This is a genomic window from Plantactinospora sp. KLBMP9567, assembly GCF_033446045.1.
Lineage (GTDB): Bacteria > Actinomycetota > Actinomycetes > Mycobacteriales > Micromonosporaceae > Plantactinospora.
The window spans coordinates 106,985-130,373 of sequence record NZ_JAWQRR010000050.1; the positions used below are offsets into that span (position 1 = coordinate 106,985).

General features: G+C 73.3%; 21 protein-coding genes. 19 read left to right on the plus strand and 2 right to left on the minus strand.

Annotated features, from left to right (window positions below):
• Positions 1–82: 82 nt before the first annotated feature.
• Both hrpA and R6Y94_RS37220 read right to left on the minus strand, forming a co-directional pair.
• Positions 83–4,198 carry an ATP-dependent RNA helicase HrpA gene (gene hrpA / locus R6Y94_RS37215; RefSeq protein ID WP_318401193.1) on the minus strand — a complete coding sequence of 1,372 codons (4,116 nt, stop codon included), beginning with the start codon at positions 4,196–4,198 and terminating at the stop codon, positions 83–85.
• A gap of 45 nt (positions 4,199–4,243) precedes the next feature.
• Positions 4,244–4,849 (minus strand): histidine phosphatase family protein, encoded by a 606-nt coding sequence (locus tag R6Y94_RS37220; RefSeq protein ID WP_318401194.1) that lies wholly within the window; start codon positions 4,847–4,849, stop codon positions 4,244–4,246.
• A 256-nt stretch (positions 4,850–5,105) separates the two neighbouring features.
• On the opposite strand from R6Y94_RS37220, the gene R6Y94_RS37225 reads away from it, so the two are divergent.
• The 19 genes from R6Y94_RS37225 to R6Y94_RS37315 all read left to right on the plus strand — a co-directional run bounded on the left by R6Y94_RS37225 (position 5,106) and on the right by R6Y94_RS37315 (position 23,387).
• Positions 5,106–5,372, plus strand: a complete 267-nt coding sequence (locus tag R6Y94_RS37225; protein ID WP_203870081.1) for an acyl carrier protein — start codon at positions 5,106–5,108, stop codon at positions 5,370–5,372.
• Between the two features lie 58 nt (positions 5,373–5,430).
• Entirely contained in the window at positions 5,431–6,678 is a 1,248-nt protein-coding gene (locus tag R6Y94_RS37230) for a beta-ketoacyl-[acyl-carrier-protein] synthase family protein (RefSeq protein WP_318401196.1), read from the plus strand.
• On the plus strand, positions 6,675–7,817 hold the full coding sequence (locus R6Y94_RS37235) for a beta-ketoacyl-[acyl-carrier-protein] synthase family protein (protein WP_318401197.1): 1,143 nt from the start codon (positions 6,675–6,677) through the stop codon (positions 7,815–7,817). Before R6Y94_RS37230 ends, R6Y94_RS37235 begins: the two co-directional genes overlap by 4 nt.
• A complete protein-coding gene (locus R6Y94_RS37240) occupies positions 7,817–8,785 on the plus strand; it encodes a beta-ketoacyl synthase N-terminal-like domain-containing protein (protein ID WP_318401199.1) in 969 nt (322 codons plus the stop codon). Before R6Y94_RS37235 ends, R6Y94_RS37240 begins: the two co-directional genes overlap by 1 nt.
• A complete protein-coding gene (locus R6Y94_RS37245) occupies positions 8,785–9,705 on the plus strand; it encodes an alpha/beta hydrolase (RefSeq protein ID WP_318401201.1) in 921 nt (306 codons plus the stop codon). Before R6Y94_RS37240 ends, R6Y94_RS37245 begins: the two co-directional genes overlap by 1 nt.
• The gene (locus R6Y94_RS37250; RefSeq protein WP_318401203.1) at positions 9,702–10,691 is read left to right on the plus strand and encodes a thioesterase; all 990 of its coding nucleotides are present in this window, start codon (positions 9,702–9,704) and stop codon (positions 10,689–10,691) included. Before R6Y94_RS37245 ends, R6Y94_RS37250 begins: the two co-directional genes overlap by 4 nt.
• On the plus strand, positions 10,688–11,863 hold the full coding sequence (locus R6Y94_RS37255) for a beta-ketoacyl-[acyl-carrier-protein] synthase family protein (RefSeq protein ID WP_318401206.1): 1,176 nt from the start codon (positions 10,688–10,690) through the stop codon (positions 11,861–11,863). Before R6Y94_RS37250 ends, R6Y94_RS37255 begins: the two co-directional genes overlap by 4 nt.
• Positions 11,860–12,900, plus strand: a complete 1,041-nt coding sequence (locus R6Y94_RS37260) for a beta-ketoacyl synthase N-terminal-like domain-containing protein (protein ID WP_318401208.1) — start codon at positions 11,860–11,862, stop codon at positions 12,898–12,900. Before R6Y94_RS37255 ends, R6Y94_RS37260 begins: the two co-directional genes overlap by 4 nt.
• Entirely contained in the window at positions 12,894–13,796 is a 903-nt protein-coding gene (locus R6Y94_RS37265) for an SDR family oxidoreductase (RefSeq protein ID WP_318401210.1), read from the plus strand. Before R6Y94_RS37260 ends, R6Y94_RS37265 begins: the two co-directional genes overlap by 7 nt.
• A gap of 12 nt (positions 13,797–13,808) precedes the next feature.
• Positions 13,809–14,924: a beta-ketoacyl synthase N-terminal-like domain-containing protein gene (locus R6Y94_RS37270; protein WP_318401211.1), complete on the plus strand. Its 1,116-nt coding sequence runs from the start codon at positions 13,809–13,811 to the stop codon at positions 14,922–14,924.
• 3 nt (positions 14,925–14,927) lie between these two features.
• A complete protein-coding gene (accD, locus tag R6Y94_RS37275; protein WP_412102968.1) occupies positions 14,928–16,670 on the plus strand; it encodes an acetyl-CoA carboxylase, carboxyltransferase subunit beta in 1,743 nt (580 codons plus the stop codon).
• On the plus strand, positions 16,663–17,382 hold the full coding sequence (locus R6Y94_RS37280) for an acetyl-CoA carboxylase biotin carboxyl carrier protein subunit (RefSeq protein ID WP_318401213.1): 720 nt from the start codon (positions 16,663–16,665) through the stop codon (positions 17,380–17,382). The genes accD and R6Y94_RS37280 overlap by 8 nt, the downstream gene beginning before the upstream one ends.
• 11 nt (positions 17,383–17,393) lie before the next feature.
• Complete coding sequence (locus R6Y94_RS37285; RefSeq protein WP_318401215.1) at positions 17,394–18,806, plus strand: acetyl-CoA carboxylase biotin carboxylase subunit; 1,413 nt, start codon at positions 17,394–17,396, stop codon at positions 18,804–18,806.
• Complete coding sequence (locus R6Y94_RS37290; RefSeq protein ID WP_318401217.1) at positions 18,799–19,062, plus strand: acyl carrier protein; 264 nt, start codon at positions 18,799–18,801, stop codon at positions 19,060–19,062. Before R6Y94_RS37285 ends, R6Y94_RS37290 begins: the two co-directional genes overlap by 8 nt.
• A complete protein-coding gene (locus tag R6Y94_RS37295; protein ID WP_318401219.1) occupies positions 19,059–19,442 on the plus strand; it encodes a 3-hydroxyacyl-ACP dehydratase FabZ family protein in 384 nt (127 codons plus the stop codon). Before R6Y94_RS37290 ends, R6Y94_RS37295 begins: the two co-directional genes overlap by 4 nt.
• Entirely contained in the window at positions 19,439–19,933 is a 495-nt protein-coding gene (locus R6Y94_RS37300; RefSeq protein ID WP_318401221.1) for a beta-hydroxyacyl-ACP dehydratase, read from the plus strand. Before R6Y94_RS37295 ends, R6Y94_RS37300 begins: the two co-directional genes overlap by 4 nt.
• Positions 19,934–19,944: 11 nt before the next feature.
• Positions 19,945–20,691, plus strand: a complete 747-nt coding sequence (gene fabG / locus R6Y94_RS37305) for a 3-oxoacyl-[acyl-carrier-protein] reductase (protein ID WP_318401222.1) — start codon at positions 19,945–19,947, stop codon at positions 20,689–20,691.
• A 33-nt stretch (positions 20,692–20,724) separates the two neighbouring features.
• Positions 20,725–21,450, plus strand: a complete 726-nt coding sequence (locus R6Y94_RS37310) for a 2-hydroxychromene-2-carboxylate isomerase (protein ID WP_318401224.1) — start codon at positions 20,725–20,727, stop codon at positions 21,448–21,450.
• A 101-nt stretch (positions 21,451–21,551) separates the two neighbouring features.
• Complete coding sequence (locus tag R6Y94_RS37315) at positions 21,552–23,387, plus strand: fatty acyl-AMP ligase (protein WP_318401226.1); 1,836 nt, start codon at positions 21,552–21,554, stop codon at positions 23,385–23,387.
• Positions 23,388–23,389 lie beyond the last annotated feature (2 nt).

Consider the following 23,389-nt stretch of genomic DNA (forward strand, 5'->3'; position numbering starts at 1 on the left):
GGAAAATGCCGCCGCCGACCTGGTCAGCCTACGTGAGTCGATTCGGGCCCGTCAATCTTGACATGTTCCTTACTGTTTGCCCTCAGCCCGCCTCGGCCACGTCCATCGCCCGGTAGATCCGCTGTTCCGAGATCGGGTACGGCGTACCGAGCGCCTGGGCGAAGACGTTCACCCGGAGTTCCTCGATCATCCAGCGGATCTGCCGTACCGCGTCGTCGCCCCGGCGGGCCGGTGGCAGCGCGTCGACCATCTCGCGGTATTCCTGCTGCACCTGGGCGATCCGGGCCTGCTGGTCGCGGTCCCGCTGCGGGTTCTGCGGCAGCCGGTCGAGGCGGCGCTCGATCGCGGTCAGATAGCGCGGCAGGTCGGCGAGCCGGGCGTAGCCGGTCTCGGTGACGAAGCCCCGGTGCACCAGCCCGGAGAGCTGGGCGCGGATGTCGGCCAGCGCCGCCACCATCGTCAGGTTGTTGGTCCGGGCCAGCCGCTGCTCCACCGCGTAGGCGGTGGCCAGCACCCGGCGTACCCGGTCGACGACCTCGACGGTGGTGTCGACCAGCTCCGCGCGGACCCGGTCGCGCAGCGCGGCGAAACCCTCGGCGTCCCAGGCCGGTCCGCCGGCATCGGCGATCAGCTTGTCCACCGCCGCGTCGGCGGCGTCGTCGAGCAGGTCCTGCACGTTGCGGTGCGGGTTGCGGCTCAGCGCCAGCTTCGCCTCGTTGGAGAGCCGCCCGGAGACGAACTTCTGCGGCGAGCCGAGGGTCAGCCGGAGCAGCCGTCGGGTACCGGCCCACATCTGCCGGCGCTGCTCGGCCTCGATCTCGAAGACCCGTACGCCGACACTGTCCCCCTCGTCGGTCAGCGCCGGATAGGCGGTCACCAGGTAGCCGGCCCGGTCCTGCTCGATCGAGCGCGGCAGCGTGCCGATGCTCCACTCCCGCAGGCCGGACCGCTCCACGTCCGGCGCGGCGGCGGCCACCATCCGGCGTACCTGGGTGGTGAGCTGTCGTTGCAGCGCCGGCAGGTCCTTGCCCTCGGCCACGGTCTGCCGCTCCTCGCCGACCACCCGGAAGGTGGGGCGCAGGTGTGCCGGCAGCCGGTCGGTGTCCCAGGCGTCGCGCGGCACGGTCACTCCGGTCATCCGGCGCAGCTCCCGGGTCAGCGCGTCGAGCAGCGGCTCCCGGCCGGGTGTGATGGTGGCCAGCACCGCCCGCGCGTAGTCCGGCACCGGGACGAAGTTGCGGCGTACGGCCTTCGGCAGCGACCGGATCAGCGCCACCACCAGCTCCTCGCGCAGCCCTGGAACCTGCCAGTCGAAGCCGTCCGCGTCGACCTGGTTGAGCATCGGCAGCGGGATGTCCACCGTCACCCCGTCGGTCGCCGTCCCCGGCTCGAACCGGTACGTCAACGGCAGCGCCACCCCGTCCGAGTGCCACTCGTCCGGGTAGTCGGCCGCGTCGACCCCGCCCCGGCCCTCGTTGACCAGCATCTGCCGGTCGAAGGTGAGCAGGTCGGGCCGGTCCCGGCGGGTCTTCTTCCACCAGGCGTCGAAGTGCCGGCCGGAGACCACCTCGGCGGGGATGCGCTGGTCGTAGAAGGCGTAGAGCGTCTCGTCGTCGACCAGGATGTCCCGGCGTCGGGCCCGGTGCTCCAACTCCTCGACCTCGTCGAGCAGGGCCCGGTTGTCGTGGAAGAACCGGTGGTGGGTCTGCCAGTCCCCCTCCACCAGCGCGTGCCGGATGAACAGTTCCCGGCTCAACGCAGGGTCGATCCGGCCGAAGTTGACTCTCCGGCCGCTGACCAGCGGGATGCCGTAGAGGGTGACCTTCTCGAAGGCCATCACCGCGGCCTGCTTCTTCTCCCAGTGCGGCTCGCTGTAGCTGCGTTTCACCAGGTGTTGGGCGAGCGCCTCGACCCACTCCGGCTCGATCCGGGCGGCGACCCGGCCCCAGAGCCGGGACGTCTCGACCAGCTCGGCGGCCATCACCCAGCGCGGCGGCTTGCGGAACAGCGCCGAGCCGGGGAAGAGGCCGAACTTGGCCCCGCGGGCGCCCAGGTACTCGTTCTTCTGCGCCTCCTTCAGCCCGACGTGCGAGAGCAGCCCGGCGAGCAGCGACTGGTGGATCCGGTCGCTGTCGAACCCGTCCGGCGTGGGGTCACCGGCGCTGCCGGTCGCGGTCGGCGTACCCGGTCCGGTCCCGGCGCTGTCGGTGCCGGCGCGGCCGCCGGTCGCGGCACCGTCCGTGGTCGCGCCCGCGCCGGTACCGCGTCCGCCCCGCCCCGGGCGCCCGTCGGGCGGCCCGCCGCCGGTGGCCCGCAACACCTGGCGGAGCTGGGAGTGGATGTCCTGCCACTCCCGGACCCGCAGGTAGTTGAGGTACTCGGCCTTGCACATCCGGCGGAACCCGCTGGAGGACAGGGCCCGCTGCTGATCCTGCAGATATCGCCAGAGGTTGAGCAGGGCGGCGAAGTCCGACTCCTTGTCGGTGAACCGCGCGTGCGCCTGGTCGGCCTGGGCCTGCTTGTCGGCCGGCCGCTCCCGGGGATCCTGGATGGAGAGCGCGGCCGCGATCACCGACACCTCGGTGGCGCAGCTGTTGCGCTCGCCCTCCAGCACCATCCGGGCCAGCCGGGGGTCGACCGGGAGCTGCGCCAGCCGGCGGCCCAGCGGGGTGAGCCGGTGCCCGGTCTCCTCGCCGGTCTCCTCCAGCGCGCCCAGCTCGCGCAGCAGGTTGACCCCGTCGGCGATGTTGCGCTTGTCCGGCGGGTCGATGAACGGGAACGCGGCGATGTCGCCCAGCCCGATCGCGGTCATCTGGAGGATGACCGAGGCGAGGTTGGTACGCAGGATCTCCGGGTCGGTGAACTCGGGCCGGGACAGGAAGTCCGGCTCGTCGTAGAGCCGGATGCAGATCCCGTCCGAGGTACGCCCGCAGCGCCCCTTGCGCTGGTTGGCCGACGCCTGGGAGACCGGCTCGATCGGCAACCGCTGCACCTTGAGCCGGTGGCTGTACCGGGAGATTCTGGCGGTGCCCGGATCCACCACGTACTTGATGCCGGGGACCGTGAGCGAGGTCTCGGCGACGTTGGTGGCCAGTACGACCCGGCGGCCCCGGTGCGGCTGGAAGACCCGGTGCTGCTCGGCGGTGGAGAGTCGGGCGAAGAGCGGCAGGATCTCGGTGTCCCGCAGGGCGGGGCGATTCTGCACCAGTTTGCCCAGCGCGTCGGCGGTGTCCCGGATCTCCCGTTCGCCGCTGAGGAAGACCAGGACGTCCCCGGGCCCCTCGGCGACCAACTCCTGCACCGCGTCGCCGATCGCCTGGATCTGGTCCCGTACGGTGTCCCCGTCGTCGTCCGGGTCCTCGCTTTCGCCCAGCTCGACCAGCGGCCGGTAGCGGGTCTCGACCGGATAGGTCCGGCCGGAGACCTCCAGCACCGGCGCCGGCTCGCCGCCTGCGGCGAAGTGCCGGGCGAACCGCTCCGGGTCGATGGTCGCCGAGGTGATGATCACCTTCAGGTCGGGCCGGCGCGGCAGGAGTTGCCGGAGGTAGCCGAGGATGAAGTCGATGTTGAGGCTGCGCTCGTGCGCCTCGTCGATGATCAGCGTGTCGTACTGCCGGAGCATCCGGTCCTGCTGGAGCTCGGCGAGCAGGATGCCGTCGGTCATCAGCTTGACCAGGGTGCCGTCGCCGACCTGGTCGGTGAAGCGGACCTTGTAGCCGACCACCCCACCCAGCTCGGTGCCGAGCTCGTCGGCGATCCGGTCCGCCACGGTACGGGCGGCCAGCCGGCGGGGCTGGGTGTGCCCGATCAGCCCCCGGACGCCCCGGCCGAGTTCCAGGCAGATCTTGGGTAGCTGGGTGGTCTTGCCGGAGCCGGTCTCGCCGGCCACGATCACCACCTGGTGGTCCCGGATCGCGGCGAGCAGGTCGTCCTTGCGGTCGCTGACCGGCAGCCCGGCCGGATAGGTGATCACCGGTACGGCGGCCAGGCGGCGGGCGAGCCGCTGCTCCGCGGTACCGATCTCGGCAGCGATCTCGGCGGTGGCCGCCTGCCGCCGCCCGAGATCACGGATCTTGGCCAGCCCCTCCATCCGGCGCTGGATACGGCGCTGGTCGCGGAACATCAACTCCGGCAGCCGGGCCCGGAGCGCGGGAAGGTCGGCGGGCGGTACGGCGGTGGCGGGCGGTGGCGTCTGCATGTCGTCGCCAAGAATAGGCAGGCCCGGGCGGCGACCGCCCGTGAGTTACCGACCTTCCGGCGCGGGCCGGCCCGGCTGCAGCCGGGCCGGCGGGGGGCGGTCGGTGCCCCAGCGCGACGGCAGCCGGTACGTCCAGCCCGGGCGCCACTCGAACGGCGCGGCGACCAGGTCGGCGAGGGCAGCCCCGTGCAGCAGGTGGTCGAGGGCCCACCGGTTCGCCGAGTGCGCCACGATCAACACCCGGGACCCGTCCCAGGCGGCGGCCAGGTCCCGGAGGAAGTTCCGGGTCTGCTCCACCACCTGCCGGTAGCTCTGCCCGCCCGGAAACGGCTCGTCCAGGTGCCGGAGGCGCAGCGGGGCAAGCTCGGCCACCGGACGGCCGGTCAGGTCGCCGTAGTCGCACTCGCGGAGCCGGGTGTCCTGGTGTACCGGCAGCTTCCGGAACGGGAACGCGATCTCGACGGTCTCCACCGCCCGGGCCAGGTCGGAGCAGAAGACGACGCGCAGCCCGTCGTCCCGGCGCCGCGCACCCAGCTCGTGGGCTTCCCGCCGGCCGTACTCGGAAAGTTGGCCGGGCTGCCAGCCGGTGGCCAGCCCGGCCTCGTTGTCGGTGGTCATCGCGTGCGTCTCGTAGACGATGTCGACCGCCATGCCCCCACCCTGCCATCCGCGTGGGCAGGTGACCGCGCTAGTCGGAAATCCGGCGGTCGGACCGGATATGGCGGACCGCCCGTTGCCATATAGGAGAAATATAGTCGCGGCTCACAGACTCGGGACTGTACCGCGATCCGATGGTGCCGCCAGACGGCGGAGGCGGCAAACGGTATCGGGCTATGAGGCGCACGGCGCCGCCAGCCAGAGGTAGCCATCGAGATATTCACTCAACCGATCCGTTTCTGGAGGCGACATGACCAGCACGACCCCGACCACCAGCACCGACATCGACCGCGAGCAGGTCAAGGAGATCGTCTGCGAGATTCTGGAAATCGACGCCGACGAGGTCACCGAGACCAGTCTCTTCAAAGAGGACCACGGTGCGGACTCGCTGCTGGCGATCGAAATTCTCGCGGCGCTGGAGCGGAATCTGCACGTCACCATCGACCAGGCGGAACTGAGCCGAATGGTGAATCTCCAGGGCGTTTACGCCGTCGTCGGCGAGGCGTCGAACGCCTGAGCGCGTCGCGCGGACGGCGGAGTCGGGTCGGAAGACTACAGGTGAGTGAGGCGCGATGATGAGCGTTCTGCCAGGCGATGCTCGATCGCCCCGCCGGGTGGTCGTCACCGGGCTCGGCGTGGTGACCAGCATCGGAATCGGGGTCGAGGAGTTTCTCGCCGGGCTGCGGGCCGGTCGGAGCGGGGTCAAGCCGATCACCGCGTTCGACACGACCGGGTTCGCACACGCCAACGGGTGCGAGATCACCGACTTCGACCCGGCCCGCTGGCTGCACCACGTCGACCCGGCGCAGCTCGGCCGGGCGAGCCAGCTCTCGGCCGCCGCCGCCGGCATGGCGGTCGCGGACGCGGGCATGTCCGTCGAGGCGCTGCGGTCCCGCCGCGCGCTGGTGTCGGTGGGGACCACGGACGGTGAATCCCACGACCTCGACCAACTGGTCGGGGTGCAGGTCGACCGGGGTGCCGAGCACTTCGACCCGGTCGTGGCGCGTCGGGTCCCCGCCGGCCGCCTCTCGTCGAGCATCGTCGCCGAACTCGGGCTGACCGACGTCGAGGCGGTGACGATCCCGACCGCCTGCGCGGCCGGCAACTACGCGGTCGGGTACGGCTTCGACGCGATCCGCAGCGGCGACGTGGAGGTGGCCCTCTGCGGCGGCGCCGACGCGCTGTGCCGGAAGACCTTCACCGGCTTCTACCGGCTCGGCACCATCGCCCCGGAGGCGTGCCAGCCGTTCGACCGCAACCGCAAGGGCATCCTCACCGGTGAGGGCGCCGGCATCCTGCTGATGGAGAGCCTCGACTCGGCGCGGGCCCGGGGCGCCCGGATCTACGCGGAGGTGCTCGGCTACGGGCTCAACTGCGACGCGTACCACCCGGTCGCGCCGGACCGGAACAGCATCGCCCGCTGCATCGAGCTGGCCCACCGCAACGCCGGGGTGAAGCCGGGCGACATCGACTTCATCTCTGCGCACGGCACCGGGACCAAGGCGAACGACGTGACCGAGGCCGGCGCCATCCGGCAGGTCTTCGGGCAGCGCGCGCCGCGTACCGTCTCGATCAAGGGGATGATCGGGCACACCATGGGGGCGGCGAGCGCCCTCGCCTCGGCGGCCTGCGCCCTGGCCATCACCCACCGGTTCATCCCGCCGACCATCAACCACGTCGAGACCGACCCCGAGTGCGGGCTCGACTGTGTACCGAACGTGGCCCAGGACGCCGACCTGCGGGTGGTGCAGAACAACGCGCTCGCCTTCGGCGGCAACAACGCGGTGCTGATCCTCGGCAGGTACGACGAGGTGACGCCATGACCGCGCTGGTGGTGGGGATGGGTGCGGTGGCCAGCATCGGCGGCAACACCGTGGAGTTCTTCGACTCGCTCTGCGCCGGCTACAGCGGGCTGGCCGAACTGCGCGGCTTCGACCGCAGCCGGTACCGGGCGCAGCACGCGTACGAGATCGACGACCGGCCGGGGCCGGGCTGCGACGAGACCCTGCGGGCCAGCCGGTGGCTGGAGCAGGCGGTCGCCGCGGCGCTGGCCGACGCCGGCCTCGACGACGACCTCGGCGACACGCCGGTGCTGATCGGCACCACCCTGCGGGAACTGCGGTCGGTCGAGCTGAGCTGGCGGGACGGCGTCCCGTTCGACGTGCGCGACCTGCACTTCGGCAGCGCGCTGCGGAAGCGGTTCGGCGCCACCAACACGCACACGGTGGCGAACGCCTGCTCGGCCTCGCTCTACGCCCTCGGCCTCGGCATGGACCTGCTGACGCTCGGCGCCGCCGACACCGTGGTGGTGGCCGGGGTCGACACCATCACCGAGAGCACCTACGGGCTGCTGGACCGCTGCTACCCGGAGGCGCCCGCGCAGGTGCGGCCGTTCGACCGGGACCGCCGGGGGATGCTCCAGGGCGAGGGCGCGGTCGCCGTGGTGCTGCGCCGGGAGGCGGACGGCCCCGGCGCCGGGCACCGGCACGCCCGGGTCCGGGGCGTGGCGATGAACTGCGACGCCTACCACCCGTCCGCGCCGGACGCCAAGAACATCGCGCTGGTCGCCCGGGAGGCGCACCGCCGGGCCGGGGTGGAGCCGGCCGACGTCGACCTGCTGATGCTGCACGGCACCGGGACGGCGCTGAACGACGAGGCCGAGGCGCAGGCCGTCCGGGAGGTCTTCTCCGGGGTGGCGCCCTCGCCGTACATGACCGCGATCAAGTCGATGACCGGGCACACCGCCGGCGCCTCCGGGCTGCACAGCCTGGTGGTGGCGGTCGAGGCGCTGCGCTCCGGGGTGGTACCGCCGATCCTCGGCCTGGACAACCCGATCGACGAGGTCGACGGCTTCCGACTGGTACGCGAGCACGCCGAGCTGGCCACCCTGCGGGTCGCCCAGGTGGACTCGTTCGGCTTCGGCGGGCTGAACGCCGTCGCGATCGTGGAGAAGGTGTCCTGATGGCTCCGGTCGACGTGGTGGTCAGCGGGGTGGGCGTGGCGGTCTCCGGGATCGCCGGCCCCGACGACCTGCTCCGGCGTACCCCGGCCGGTGCCGACTCCGACGATCCGACACGCCGGCTCACCGGCAAGGGGCTGCGCTACAAGGACCGGGCCACCCGGCTCGCGCTCTGTGCCGGCCGGGACGCGCTGGCCGATGCCGGACTGCTCGGCGACCCGGGCCTGACCGTCCCCGGCGAGACCGTCGGCGTGGTGGTCAGCTCCAACTACGGCAACGTCGACACGGTCTGCGACACGGTGTCGACCATCGCCGAGGAGACGTACGTCGGGCTGAGCCCGATGGCCCTGCCGGCCACTGCCAGCAACGTGATCGCGTCCTGGCTGGCGATCTGGTTCCGGCTGCGCGGCGCCAACCTGACCATGTGCAACGGCCCCACCTCCGGGCTGGACGCGGTCAACTGGGGCCGGCTGCTGGTGCTGGCCGGCCGGGTGGACCGGGTGCTGGTGGTCGGGGTCGAGCCGGCGAACGCGCCGGTACGGCACCTGGTCAGTGGCGGTCGCAGCAACGGCGAGGACGACCTGCGGCTCTTCGACGGTGCCGCCGCCCTGGTGCTGGAGTCGGCGGCGGCGGTGCGGGACCGGGGCGTCGAGGCGCTCGCCGAACTCGGCCCGTACGCCCGCAAGGCGGACCAGCCGGCGGCGGTGGCGGCGATCCGGCGTACCGACCCGCGACCGGTGAACATGTGGTTCGGCGCCGGGGCGGGTGGACCGGCCGGGATGACCGAGCAGACCAGCCACGACCTGACCGCGTACCACGGGCACTGCTCCGGGGCGCTCGGCGTGCTCCAGTGCGTCGCCGGCACCGCGTGGCTGAACGGGCACGACCGGGGCACCGTACTGGCCACCGCCGACGGCGACGGCTCGGACGCGGCGGCGGCGCTGCTGCTGACCGCCGGCGGAGGCCGGTGATGAGCACCTTCGCGCCGCCGAGGACCGACCGTGCCGTGCCGCCCGGGACGGGCGTACCGGTCCGGTGCCGCCGGTCCGGTGCCGGGGCGCGGCCGGTGCGTACCCTGCTGCTGCACGGCCTGGCCAGCAGCCGGGGCATCTGGGACCGCTTCGAGTCCCGCGCGCCGGAGTGGCTGGAGTTGTGGGACGCCGAGCTGCCGTGGGCGAGCGTCGGCGACACCGGCTGGAGCCATCAGGCCGACGCCACCGGCTGGGCCGCAGAGGCGCTGGCCGGGGTCCCCGGCGGCGCCGACCTGGTGGTCGCGCACTCGTTCGCCGCGAACACCCTGCTGGAGCTGCTCGGCCGGGTCGGCGCGGCGACGGCGCCGGAGACCGTCCGGCCGGCGATGGCGATGGCTCCGGCGGCCACGGCCGGGGTGCTGCTGCCCCGGGCGGTGGTGCTGGTCTCGCCGTTCTACCGGCCGGGCGCCGACGACTTCGACTGGGCGGCGATCGACTTCTATCTCAACCACTTCCACCGGATCCTCGAAGAGGGGATCCGGGTCAGTGCCCCGGCCGGGCTGCCCGCCGAGGTACGTGCCGCGATGGCCGAGCGGGTCCGCGAGCGGATCGGCCCGTACGGCTGGATGCGCTTCTTCGACGCCTACCTGCGTACCCCGTTCCTGCCCGTCGCCGACCTGGCGCTGCCGCTGCTGGTGATCGCCGGCGACGGCGACTTCGCCGCCCGGCCCGGCGACGGGCGGGCGCTGGCCGACGCCGCACCCGCCGGCCGGTACGCCCTGCTCACCGACTGCGGCCACTTCGCGATGGCCGAGCACCCCGACCGGTTCGCCGCCCTGGTGGCGGACTTCGCCCACCCGCTGTCGCCCCCCGACACAAGCCCGGAACCGATCCTCGACACACACCTGGAGCGCACGTGAACTCGACGACCCTGGCACCCCGTCCCGTCTCCGAACCAGCCGTGGACGGCGTGACCCGTGTGGAGCTGCGGCCCCGGTACGAGGGGTCCAACATCTGCACCTGGATCGGCTTCAAGCACGTCAACTACCTGGTGGAGGAGGCCGTCCTCGACCACCTGCGGCAGCGCGGCTTCGCCCCGGGCGGGCTCTACGAGCGGCACGGCCTCTGCGTCGACATCGTCGACATCGACAGCCGGATCACCCACGCCTTCCACATCGACGACGTGGCGACGGCCGAGGTCCGGCCGCTGCCCGGGGAGGCGCTCGCCTTCGGCGTGGAGATCTCGGTCAACGGCACCCCGCCGATCAAGGCGGTCAGCGCCAAGGTCCGGGTGGAGCTGCGGCTCGACCCGCACGGGCACCCGGCGGAGCCGGCGCCGGCCGAGCTGGCCCCGTACACGGTGGCGCGGCTGGGGCAGGCGCCGGTCAAGGTGACCCGGCCGGCCGCGGCCGGTCCGGCGCCCGAGGGCGACCTGCTGGCCGCGCTCACCGCCGGCCGCAACGCGTACGCCTGGAAGTGGCGGATCCCGTACTTCTACTGCCACTTCACCGAGCGGATGCAGATGTCCGGCTACCTGCGGCAGATGGAGGAGGTCGTCGACCTCTTCCTGGCCGACCGGAACGTCTCGATCAAGCGGCTGCTGGACGAGCAGGACTGGATCCCGGTGGTGCCGCACTCCCGGATCACCATCCTGGACGAGGCGCGGATGGAGGAGGACCTCTACACCGTCTTCACCGTCGAGAACGTCTTCAAGCGGCTCACCTACACCTCCCGGATGGACTGCTACGTGCTCCGCGACGGCATCCTGGTGCCGACCGCGACGGGGAAGATCACCCACGGGTACGCGGTGATCGAGAACCGCCGCGACTGGAGCCTGGTGGACTTCGACGACCGTCTCGCCAGCGCGCTGGAAGGCACGCCGGCTGCTCCGAGTACGCCTCGATGACCGGCGTCGCCATCACCGGCCTCGGTGTCGTCACGTGCCACGGCAGTGGTACGCGCGCCCTCTGGGACGCGATGATGGCGGCACCGGTTACCGACCCGGGTCCCGTGCCGGACCCGTACGCGAACATGGACGTGCCGGTGGTGCAGGGCGTCCCCGACGCCGACCTGCCGGCGCAGTCGCAGGCGCTCGCCCGGACGTCCCGGCTGGCGCTGAACGCGGTCGACGAGGCCATCGCCGACGCCGGCCTGCCGCTGGGCGGGCCGGCGACGGCGGGGTCCCGGATCGGCCTGGCCCTGGGCACCTGCATGGGTGACGCGAGCCTGCACGAGCAGTGGCGGGCCGACGGCGGCAAGCCGGTCGCCCGGTTCACCACGGAGGTCGGCGTCGCCTCGGAGGTCGCCGACCGGCTCGGGCCGCTGAGCGTCGTCACCACGATCAGCAACGCCTGCGCGGCCGGCGGCTTCGCCCTCGGTGCCGCGGCCGACCTGGTCCGCTCCGGCGAGGCGGACGTGGTGCTGGCGGTCGGTGCGGACGCGTACAGCCGGGTGATGCTGGCCTGCTTCAACCGGATGGGCGCGGTGGACCCGGTCCGGTGCCGCCCGTTCGACCTGCACCGCGGGGGTACGTCGTTCGGCGAGGCCGCCGGCGTCCTGGTGGTCGAGTCGGAGGAGCACGCCCGGGCCCGGGGCGCGACCGTGCACGCCACGGTGGAGGGCTCCGGCTGGACCTGCGACGCCTACCACCTGACCGCGCCGGAGCCGGAGGGCACCCAGATCATCCGGGCGATGCGGGCCGCGATCGAGGAGACCGGTGCCGACTGGGACCGGATCGGCTGCGTCCTGCCGCACGGCACCGGTACCCAGCTCAACGACGTGGTGGAGAGCCGGGCGCTCAACGAGGTGCTCGGCACCGACGTGCCGCTCTACAGCCTCAAGGCGCTGATCGGGCACACCGGCGGTGCGGCGGCCGCGGTCGCTGCGGTGGCGGCGGCGCTGATCCTGCGGCACCGGACCGTGCCGCCGAACGTGCCGATCGCCGAGCAGGACCCGGAGTGCCGGGTCTGGCTGCCGCAGGGCCGGGTCACCCCGCTCCGGTCCGACCGGATCATGGTGAACGGGTACGCCTTCGGCGGCAACAACGTGTCGCTGGTGCTCGCGGGGGCCGGCGGATGAGCCGGGACGGTGTCGGGGTGGTCGACCACGCGCCGGGGCCGCTGCCGTCGGTCGGGCGGGTGGCGGGCCGGATGCCGCCCGCCGGCCAGGTCGTGGTCACCGGGATCGGCGTCTGCGCGCCGCCGGTGGAGCGGCCGGCGGCCGACGGGGCCTGGTTCGACGTCCGCACCCAGCTCGGCCGGCGCGGTTACAAGTACCTGCCGGCCGCCTGCCAGTACCTGCTGGTGGCCGGGCGGCACGCCCTCGACGACGCCGGCGACTGCCTCGACGCCGCCGCCGAGCAGGACCGGGGCGTGGTGGTCGGCACCAACAACGGGGTGGCGGCACTGCACGACGAGCAGGACCGCACCGTGATCGCCGAGCACGCCAGCGAGCTGAGCCCGGTCACCGCGCCGTACGGCGCGGTCAACGTGCTGACCAGCCGGCTGTCGATGGAGCACGGGTTCACGGGGATCAGCCTGACCCTGATCTCGCCGCTGGTCGCCGGCCTGGAGTCGGTGCAGGTCGGCGCGCGGGCCTTCGCGGCCGGCCGCGCCACCCTGCTGCTCGCCGGGGCGATGGAGCAGGCGGTGCCGGCGCCCGAGGTGGCGGCGCCGGAGGAGGGCGCGGTGGTGCTGGTGCTGGAGCCGCCGGAGCAGGCGGAGGCGCGCGGCGCCGCCGGCTACGGCCGGTGTGCGGTCCGCACCCTGCTGCTGCCGCCGCACGGGCTCGCCGCCGGGGTGGCCCGGGAGCGGGCCGTGGCCGTGGTCCGGGAGACGGCGCGCAGCCTCGGTGCCGACCAGGTCCCGGTCTACGCGCTGCTGGACGACTCGGCGGTCAGCGAGCTGGTGGCCGGGGCGGTGCCGGCCGCCGTCGGCCCGGTGCGGGACGCCGGCCCGCCCACCGCCGGCAGCCTCACCCCGATGCTCCGGCTGGCCGACCGGCTGCGTGCCGCGGACGGGGACAGCCTGCTGGTCACGGCGGCCGGCACCGGAAACGTGGCGATGGTCCGGATCTGGCGGACGGCCGGATCGACGAGAAGGAGCGCGGGATGCTGATTCCCCTGGAAGGCACGTGGAGTCTGCTGCTGGGCGCGTCCAGCGGCATGGGGCGGGCGACCGCGCTGGCGCTGGCCCGGGAGGGCGGCAACGTCATCGGGGTGCACCTGGACATGGGCGAGCGGGCCCAGGCGGCCAAGGCCCTCGAAGCGGAGCTGCGCGGGTACGGCGTACAGGCGCACTTCTTCAACATCAACGCGTCCAGCCGGTCCGCCCGGGCGCAACTGCTGCCCACCATCGCCGAGCTGACCGGCCCGCGCGGGCTGCACGTCGTACTGCACTCGCTGGCGTTCGGCTCGCTGCTGCCGTACCTGCCGCGCGCCGGCTGGGACAAGACGCTGGGCCAGCGGCAGATGGAGATGACCGTCGACGTGATGGCGCACAGCCTCGTCTACTGGGTGCAGGAGCTGATGGCGGCGAAGCTGCTGCACCGGGGCGCCAAGGTGTACGCGATGACCAGCTCCGGCGCCACCTCGGTGATGCCGAGCTACGGCGCGGTGTCGGCCGCCAAGTGCGCGCTGGAGTCGCACGTCCGGCAGCTCGCCTGCGAACTCGCCCGGTACGGCGTCGCCGTGAACGCGCTCTGCGCCGGGGTCACCGTCACCCCGGCGCTGGAGCGGATCCCGGAGCACACCCAGTTCGTCGCCCAGGCCGCCGCCACCAACCCGCACGGCCGGCTCACCCAGCCGGAGGACGTGGCCGAGGCGATCCTGCTGCTGTCCCGCACCGACTCGTCCTGGATCACCGGCAACACGATCGGGGTCGACGGGGCCGAGAACATCGCCGGAATTCCGGCCTGGAGTCCCCGGCACGCCGAGTCGGGCGAGCCGGACGTCACGCCCGAGCCGGACGGGGTTCCGAACGGGACGCCGGTCGCGGCGCCGGCCGCGGTCTGAGGGGAGAAAGACATGACCGTCACCACCATCGCCGCGGACGAGCTGGTGCTCTCCGGCTGGTCGGCCGCGTCGGCGTTCGGGCTCGGTGCCGACCGGTTCACCGCCGGCCTGCGGGCCGGGACCGGTGCGGTGACCGAGCTGGATCGGGACGTCTGGCCCGGACCGTACGCCCGGGCCGGGCTGATCCCCGGCTTCGACGTCGCCGAGGTGCTCGGCAAGAAGGGCACCCGGTCGATGGATCGGGCCACCGGGATCGCCGTCGCCACCGTCGGGATGCTGCTCGACCGGTACGGCCGGGAGCGGCTGGGCGAGCCCGAGCGGCTCGGCCTGGTGCTGGGCACCAACTCCGGCAGCGTGCAGAGCATCATGGACTTCACCCGGGAGTCGCTGACCGGGGCGAAGCCGTTCCACGTCGACCCGGCACGCTTCCCGAACACGGTGATGAACCGCGCCGCCGGGCAGAGCGCGATCTGGTACGGGCTGAAGGGCCCGAACACCACCATCGCGGGCGGCTCGCTGACCGGCCTGCTGGCGCTGAACTACGCCGTACGGCTGCACCGGTGCGGGCACAGCGAACCGGTGCTGTGCGGCGCGGTCGAGGAGTACTCGGTGCAGCGCGGCTGGCTGGAGTGGCACGCCCGGTCCCGGGACGGCGCCGCCCCGGCCGACGGCGCGACGCCGCTCGGCGAGGGGTGCGCGATCTTCCTGCTCGAGTCGTACTCGAGTGCGGTCCGGCAGCAGCGGCGGCCGCTGGCGGCGGTCCGGGGCTCCCGGTTCCTCGCCTTCGCCGACCCGTCGGCGGTCCGCACGGTGCTGGCCCGGGCGGTCGCGGAGGCGCTCGCCGGAGCCGGCCTGAGCCCCGCCGACGTGACCGTGCTGGCCGCCTCGGACAGTGGCGACGAGTTCGGCGTGCAGGAGGAGGCCGCCCTGGCCGACGTGCTGGGTGCGACCCGGCCGACCCGGGTGCACTGCCGCACCCTGCTCGGCGACACCTCGGCGGCGTCGTCGGCGTTCCAGCTCGCCGGTGCGCTCGCCGAGCTTTCCGACCGCCCCGACGGCATCGCGCTGGTAACCGGGGTGGACCGGGACGGCCAGGTCGGCGCCACCCTGCTCGGCGCGGTGGGCTGAGCCGTGGGCGCCTCCACACTGGACCTGATCAACGGGCTGCCGGACGGCGTGTGGCGGCCGTGCCCGCGCTGCGCGGCGCTGCTGCACCGGGACCGGCTGGCCCGGGCCCTGCACACCTGCCCGGAGTGCGGCCACCATCTGCCGCTGCGCGCCGAGGACCGGATCGCGCTGCTGGTCGATCCGGACAGTTTCGTGGAGCACGACGCCGACCTCGCCGCCGCCGACCCGCTGGAGTTCACCGACCGGATGCCGTACCCCCAGCGGCTGGCCCGGGCCCGGGCCAGGACCGGCCGGGCCGACGGCGCGGTGCTGGGGCTGGCGACCATCGGTGGCCACCGGGTCGCGCTGGTCGTGCTCGACTTCGCCTTCCTCGGCGGCAGCATGGGCTCGGTGGTCGGCGAGAAGGTTGCCCGGGCCGCGGAGACCGCGCTGGACCACGGGGTGCCGCTGGTCGCGGTGAGCGCCTCCGGCGGCGCCCGGATGCAGGAGGGCGTGCTCTCCCTGTTGCAGATGGCCAAGACCGCCGCCGCGATCCGGCTGCTCCGGGACGCCGGGGTGCCGTACGTCAGCGTGCTCACCGACCCGGTCTACGGCGGGGTGGCCGCCTCCTTCGCCAGCCTCGGCGACGTGATCATCGCCGAGGAGGGGACCCGGGCCGGTTTCGCCGGGCCCCGGGTGATCGAGCAGACGATCCGGCAGCCGCTGCCGGCGGGCTTCCAGACCGCCCGCTTCCTGCACGAGCACGGCCACGTCGACCTGGTGGTACGCCGTCAGGAACTGCGCGGGGTACTGGCCCGGCTGGTCGGCTTCTGCGCGGCGGCCGGCACCTCCGCCGGGAGCCCGGTCCCGGTCGCCGGTCGCCGGCCGTCCCGCGCCCCCCGGCACGACGACCGGCCCGAGCGGTCGGTGGACGCCTGGACGGCGGTGGGCCGGGCCCGGGCCGCCGATCGCCCGACGGTGCGGCAGCACATCGACCGGATCTTCGGCGACTTCGTCGAACTGCACGGCGACCGCTGGGAACGGGACGACTCGGCGATCGTCGGCGGGCTGGCCCGGCTGGACGGTACCCCGGTGGTGGTGGTCGGGCACGCCAAGGGGCGGGACACCAGGGAGAACGTGGCGAACAACTTCGGCATGCCGCACCCGGCGGGCTACCGCAAGGTGATGCGGCTGTTCGAGCTGGCGCAGCGCTGGGGCGTACCGGTGGTGACCCTGGTGGACACCCCGGGGGCCCACCCAGGGTTGGCGGCCGAGGAGGGTAACCAGAGCGGCGCGATCGCCGAGACCCTGGCCCTGGCGGCCGGACTGCGTACCCCGGTGGTCGCCGTGATCACCGGGGAGGGCGGCAGCGGTGGCGCGCTGGCGCTGGCGGTCGCGGACCGGCTGCTGATCCAGGAGAACGGCGTCTTCTCGGTGATCAGCCCGGAGGGCTGCGCCGCGATCCTGTTCGGCGACGCCGGGCAGGCCCCGGTGGCCGCCCGCGCGCTGCGGCTGCGCGCCGAGGACCTCGGCCGGCTCGGTGTGGTCGACGAGATCCTGCCGGAGCCGCCCGGTGACCCGGACCGGGCCGCCGGACTCGTCGCCGAGGCGGTGGGCCGGCTGCTGCGCCAGCTCGCCGGGGTCCCGGTCGAGGAACTGCTGGCCGCCCGCTACCGCCGGCTGCGCGGATACGGCGTGCTGGCCCCGGTCGGCGCCGCCACCGGCAGCCCGGTGACGGAACCCTGGAAGGAAGGCGCGCATGTCTGAGAAGGTCCGCGAACCGGCCGCCGTCCGGGCGGCCAACGGCGCGGCGCAGGAGCCGGTGTCGGCCAACGACCCGCCGTCGCCGCCGGAGGGCGGCAACGGCAGCCGGCAGGGGACGGCCTCGAACGGCGCCCGGCCGGTGGGGGCGAACGGCACCGGGCCGGCGATCGCGAACGGCGCCGGAGCGCACGGCGTCGAGCCGGCGGGGCCGACCGACACCGCGCTGCGCAGCGCGGTACGGGCCGCCGCCGAGGTGGCCGAACTGGTCCGCGACCCGGCGATCCGGCGGGTCCGGGTGACGGTGGCCGACGTCCGGATCGAGGTCGAGGGAGCCGAGGGAGGCCGGGAGGCGATCGTCACCGTCACCGGCGAGGCGGCGTCGGTGCCCGATGCGGTGCTGAGCGCCGTCCCCGGCGCGGCCGTGGCGCCGGTACCGGGTGCGGCCGTGGCCGCGGCGGTCGCTCCGCCGGCCGGCACCGTGCCGGTGACCGCGCCGCTGATGGGGGTCTTCTACCGCAGCCCCGGCCCGGACCAGCCGCCCTTCGCCGAGATCGGCCAGCGGGTCGAGGCCGGCGACCAGGTCGCGATCGTGGAGGCGATGAAGATGATGAACCCGGTCCTCACCGACCGGGGTGGGATCGTCCGGGCCGTGCACGTCACCGACGGCGAGGTCGTCGAGTACGAGCAGCCGCTGCTCAGCATCGAGCCGGGCTGAGGCGGGCGGACATGGTCAACCGGGTACTCATCTGCAACCGGGGCGAGATCGCCGTCCGGATCATCCGCGCCTGCCGCGACCTCGGACTGGAGAGCGTGCAGGTCTACTCCTCCGCCGACCGGGACAGCCTGGCGGTGCAACTCGCCGACCAGGCCGTGCACATCGGCCCGGGCCCGGTCGCCCGCAGCTACACCAACATCCCGGCGATCCTCTACGCCGCCGCCAAGTCCGGCGCCGACGCGGTGCATCCGGGCTGCGGCTTCGTCTCCGAGGATCCGGTCTTCGCCGCCTCCTGCCGCAGCGTCGGACTCACCTTCGTCGGCCCGGCCGCCGAGCACATCGCGTTGATGGGCGACAAGGTGGCGGCCCGGGCGGCGATGCGGGCCGCCGGAGTGCCGGTACTGCCGGGCTCGGACGGCACCGTCGACTCCCTCGGCGACGCGGTGAGGGTGGCCGGCGAGATCGGCTTCCCACTGATCATCAAGGCGGTGGCCGGTGGCGGCGGCCGGGGCATCGCGGTGGTGCACCAGGCCGAGGACCTGCCGCTGGCGTACGAGACGACCCGGGCGACCGCGCGGACCCTCTTCGCCGACGACCGGGTCTACCTGGAGCGCTACCTGCCGGCCGCCCGGCACATCGAGGTGCAGGTGCTGGCCGACGGGCACGGCACCGTGCTGCACCTCGGCGAGCGGGACTGCTCGGTCCAGCGCCGGCACCAGAAGCTGGTCGAGGAGTCCCCGTCCCCGGCGCTCGATCGCGAACTGCGGGAGCGCCTCTGCGCGGCGGCGGTGGCCGGCGCCCGGGACATCGGCTACGTCAGCGCCGGCACCTTCGAGTTCCTGGTCGCGCCGGACGGTGCGGCGTACTTCATGGAGATGAACACCCGGCTCCAGGTCGAGCACCCGATCACCGAGGTACGCACCGGGATCGACATCGTCGGCTGGATGATCCGGATCGCCGCCGGGGAACGACTGGACCTGACCCAGTCCGACGTCCGGTTCGAGGGGCACTCGATCGAGGCGCGGATCAACGCCGAGGACGTCGACCGGGACTGGGCCGGTTCGACCGGCCGGGTGCACGGGCTGCGGATGCCGGCCGGCCCTGGCGTACGGGTGGACAGCCATCTCTACGACGGCTATGTCGTACCGCCGTTCTACGACTCGCTGCTGGCCAAGGTCGTCACGTACGGCGCCACCCGGGACGAGGCGTTGCGCCGGCTGGACCGGGCGCTGGCCGAGTACCGGTCGGCGGGGGTGACCACCAACGTCGACTTCCACCGCCGGCTGCTGCGCCATCCCGGCTTCCGCTCCGGCGACTACCGGCTCGGCGTCGTCGAGTCCGTGCTCGCCGAGCCATCCCCGGGCGACGTCGCCCGCGGGGAGGACCACGAGATCCACACCGAAAGGACGGAAAGTCATGTCTGACCAGCTCACCACGGGGCTCGACAAGGAAGACCTCCGGCAGCTCATCGCCGACACCATCGACGTCGACCTCTCCGAGGTCACCGACGACGCGCACTTCGTCAACGACCTGGAGGTGGACTCCCTGATGGCCCTGGAGATCACCGTCCGGCTGGAGAAGCGGTACGGCATCAAGATGGAGGAGAGCGAGCTGATCGCGGTCAGCACGCTGGACAGCACCTACCAGCTCCTCGACGGCAAGCTGCGGGGCGGGTCGTGACGCCCCGCTGCGCACCCCTGTCCGACCAGGTCGAGCTGGTCGAGGCCGACGAGACCTCGGCGGTGTCGACCGCGAAGGTGGATCCCGGTGACCCGGTCTTCGCCGGGCACTTCCCGGGCTTTCCGGTGCTGCCCGGGGTGTACCTGGTCGAACTGGTCGGCCAGACCGTACGGGCGGCGCTGGGCGAGCGCTACCGCCCCGAGCTGGCCGCGATGGACCGGTGCCGCTTCCTCAGTCCGGTCGCCCCGGGCGACGAACTGCGGATCGAGGCGACGCTGTCCTGGTCCGGACCGGAACTGCGCTGCTCAGCCAAGATCAATACAGGTAGCGGTCCGGCCGCCGAACTGCGCCTGCGCTACCGACCGGAGGAGAACCGATGATCGGAGTCGCCGGGATCAGGAAGGTGATACCCCAGCGGTATCCGATCCTGCTGCTCGACCGGGTGGTCGAGCTGGTACCGGGTGAGCGGCTGGCCGCGCTCAAGGCGGTGAGCTGTAGCGAGGCCTGCTACGAACAGCTCGACGAGACCTCCGTGGACCGCGACTACGCGTACCCGGCGACGCTGATCGTCGAGTCGTGGGCCCAGGCGGCGGTGCTGCTCGCGAGCTGGGAGACTCCCAACCCGGACGTGCTGGCCGGGATGGTGGTGCTGGCCGGGTCCATCGGCAACGTCACCTTCGGCAACCCGGTCTACCCCGGTGACGTCCTCGAACACCGGGTCCGGCTGGTCAAGGTCGTCGGCGAGACGAGGATCCTCGAGGGCGAGACCGTGGTCGGCGGCGAGACGGTGATGCGGCTCGGCCAGTTCGTCCAGACCCTGCGCCCGCTGGACGCGTTGCGCCCGGCGAGCCCGACCCCGGTAACGGTGTGAGGAGTGCCGGCATGACCGACAACGAGCGACGGGTCGCCCTGGTCAGCGGCGGGTCCAGGGGCATCGGCCGGGCGGTGGTGAGCCGGCTGGCCGCCGACGGCTTCGACGTGGCCTTCTGCTTCCAGTCAAACGCGGAGGCGGCGGAACTGGCGGCCAAGGCCGCCCGCGAGGCGGGAGCCCGGGTACTGGCCCGGCAGGTCGACGTGGTGGACCTGGCGCAGGTACGCGACTTCGTCACCGCCACCGAGGACGAACTGGGCCCGATCGACGCCGTGGTGACCGTCGCCGGGGTGACCCGGGACCGGCCGTTGGTGCTGATGGGCGACGACGAGTGGCACGCCGTGCTGCGGACCAACCTGGACGGCACCTACACGGTGTGCCGGTCCGCGGTCTTCGCGATGATGAAGCGGAGGCGCGGCTCGGTGGTGACGCTCTCCTCGGTGGCCGGGGTGGCCGGCAACGCCGGGCAGACCAACTACTCGGCGTCCAAGGCCGGGATCATCGGCTTCACCAAGGCGCTGGCCAAGGAGATGGGCCGGTACGGCATCCGGGCCAACGTCGTCGCCCCCGGCTTCATCGAGACCGACATGACCGCGGGGCTCTCCCCGGCCGTCACCAAGGAGATGCTGGGCCGGATCCCGCTGGGCCGGTTCGGCCGGGCGGAGGAGACCGCCGACCTGGTCGGCTTCCTCGTCTCGGACCGGGCCTCCTACGTCACCGGCCAGGTCTTCCAAGTCGACGGCGGCATCGCGCTGTAGCGCACCCGCCCCGAAGCACCCGAGGAGTTTCCCATGGCGGTGCGCCGCACCCCACGGTTCTACTTCAGCCTGCGCAGCCCGTACTCCTGGCTCGCCTACCGGGACCTGCACCAGCGGTATCCGGAGCTGGTGTCCGAGTTGGACTGGGTGCCGTTCTGGGAGCCGGACGAGCGCAGTTCGCGGCTGCTCGCCGAGGCCGGCGGCGAGTTCGTCTACACCGCGATGTCCCGGGCCAAGCACCTCTACGTGCTCCAGGACGTCCGGCGGCTCACCGCCGAGCGCGGGCTGACGTTGCGCTGGCCGGTCGACCGGGAGCCGGTCTGGGAGATCCCGCACCTGGGTTACCTGGTGGCGGCCCGGCACGGCGCCGGGCCGGCGTACCTGGAGCGGGCGTACCGGGCCAGGTGGGTCCAGGGGCGGAACATCTGCGACCGGTCCACGGTCGCCGAGATCGCCGCCGAGCTCGGTCTCGACCCGGCCGAGCTCTCCGGGGCGGCGGACGATCCCGAGGTACGCCGCCAGGGCGTCGGGGCGCTGCTCGACATCTACCGCGACGGCGTCTTCGGGGTGCCGTTCTTCGTGCACGGCCTCGACCGGTTCTGGGGGGTGGACCGGCTGGCCGCGTTCGCCGCCTCGGTGGCCGCGAAGCGCCGTCCCGCCGAGCCGGCGCAGGTGCCGGGGGACGGGTCGGCGCCGGAGCCGGCGCTGGTGGGTGCGCCGGGCCGGACCGACGAGGGGCATGCCGGCGGCTGCGGCTGAGCCCGCCGATATAGCCCGAATATGGACGTCGATCGTACGGTCTGCCACGGAAACGCCGATGGCGCGGTGGATGCCGTACCGGAGAAGCCGGGGAAACAAACGTGTCCGAGTGGGGAAGCATCGTCGAGGCGGTCCGGCACAACGTGGCCGGATCGCCGGAACGGCAGGCGGTGGTGTTCTGCCGTGGTGCGGGGGAGCGGTTCGTCGAGTCGTCCCTGACGTACACCGAACTCGACCGGGTGGCCCGGTCGACAGCGGCCTGGCTGAGCCGGCGCTGCCGGCCGGGTGACCGGGCGCTGCTGCTCTATCCGACCGGGTTGGAGTTCGTGGCCGGCTTCCTGGGCTGCCTGTACGCGGGCGTGATCCCGGTGCCGGTGCCGCTGCCGGCGAACTACCGGCACCACGCCGACCGGACCAGCGCGATCGCCCGGAACGCGGACGTGGCGGTGGTGCTGACCGATCCGGGCAACCTGCGGGCGGTCGACGACTGGATGCTCCAGGAGGGACTGGACCAGCTGGCCTTCGCGGCGACCGACCTGGACGCCCCGGGCGTGGTCACCGGCGCGGGCGACCCGGGCGGGGAGCCGACCGACGGTGTCGGGACCGCGGCGGACGGGTGGCTGCCGTATCCGGCCCGCCCGGACGACATCGCGTTCCTCCAGTACACCTCGGGCTCGACCAGCGACCCGAAGGGCGTGATGGTCACCCACGGCAACGTGCTGCACAACATCGGCTCGGTGCACCGCACCCTCGGCTGGACCGACCAGACCCGGTTCTGTAGCTGGCTGCCGCTTTATCACGACATGGGCCTGATCGCGATGCTGATCGCGCCGCTGCTGCTGGGCAGCACCGCCGTGCTGATCCGGCCCAACGACTTCCTCAAGCGGCCGCACCTGTGGCTGGAGGCGATCGACCGGTACGGCGCCGAGGTGGCCTGCGCGCCGAACTTCGCGTACGACCTCTGCGCGCGGCTGCTCACCGACGACCAGGTGACCGGGCTGGACCTGTCCCGCTGGCGGTACGCCTGCAACGGCGCCGAGCCGATCGACCCGGCCACCCTGGAGCGGTTCGCCGCCCGGTTCGCCCCGGCCGGGTTCCGCTACGAGTCGTTCCTGCCGACGTACGGGCTGGCCGAGGCGACGCTCTGCGTCACCGGGGCCCGCCCGGCCGGCGCCCCGGTCACCGCGTACGTCGACCCCGACGAGCTGGCCCGGGACGTCTTCGCCCCGCTGCCCGCCGGTACGCCGGCCGGGCTGGCCCTGGTCGGCAGCGGCCGGGTCAACGCACTCGACGTACGGATCATCGACCCGACCACCTCCACGGTGCTGCCGGAGGGCCGGGTCGGCGAGGTGTGGATCCGGGGCGGCAGCGTGACCCGGGGCTACTGGGGGGACCCGGAGGCGACCCGGCGGGCCTTCGGCGCGGTGACCGCGGACGGCGACGGCGGCTTCCTGCGTACCGGTGACCTCGGCATCCTCGACGACGGCGAGCTGTACGTCACCGGCCGGATCAAGGAAATGATGATCGTGCACGGCCGCAACCTCTACCCGCACGACGTGGAGCGCGAGGTCCGGGAGGTGGCCGAGGCGTTCGCCGGGCTGCCCTGCGCGGTCTTCTCGGTGCCGGCGCCCCGGGAGGAGATCGTGGTGGTCCAGGAGCTCCGTACCCGGAGCCGGGACGCCGCCGAGATCGCGGGGCTGGCCGGTGCGGTCAGGTCGACGCTGAGCCGGGTCCTCGGGGTCCGGGTGGCGAACGTCGTCTTCGTCCGGGTCGGCCAGGTCCGGCGCACCACCAGCGGAAAGATCCAGCGCACCATGATGCGGGAACTCTTCGTCTCCGGCGTGCTGGACACGACGTACGAGGATCTCGACCCGGAGGTCCGGGACCGCTACCGGGCGGCGCGCGCCGCCCTGCCGGTGCCGGCCGGGCGGGGGTGACC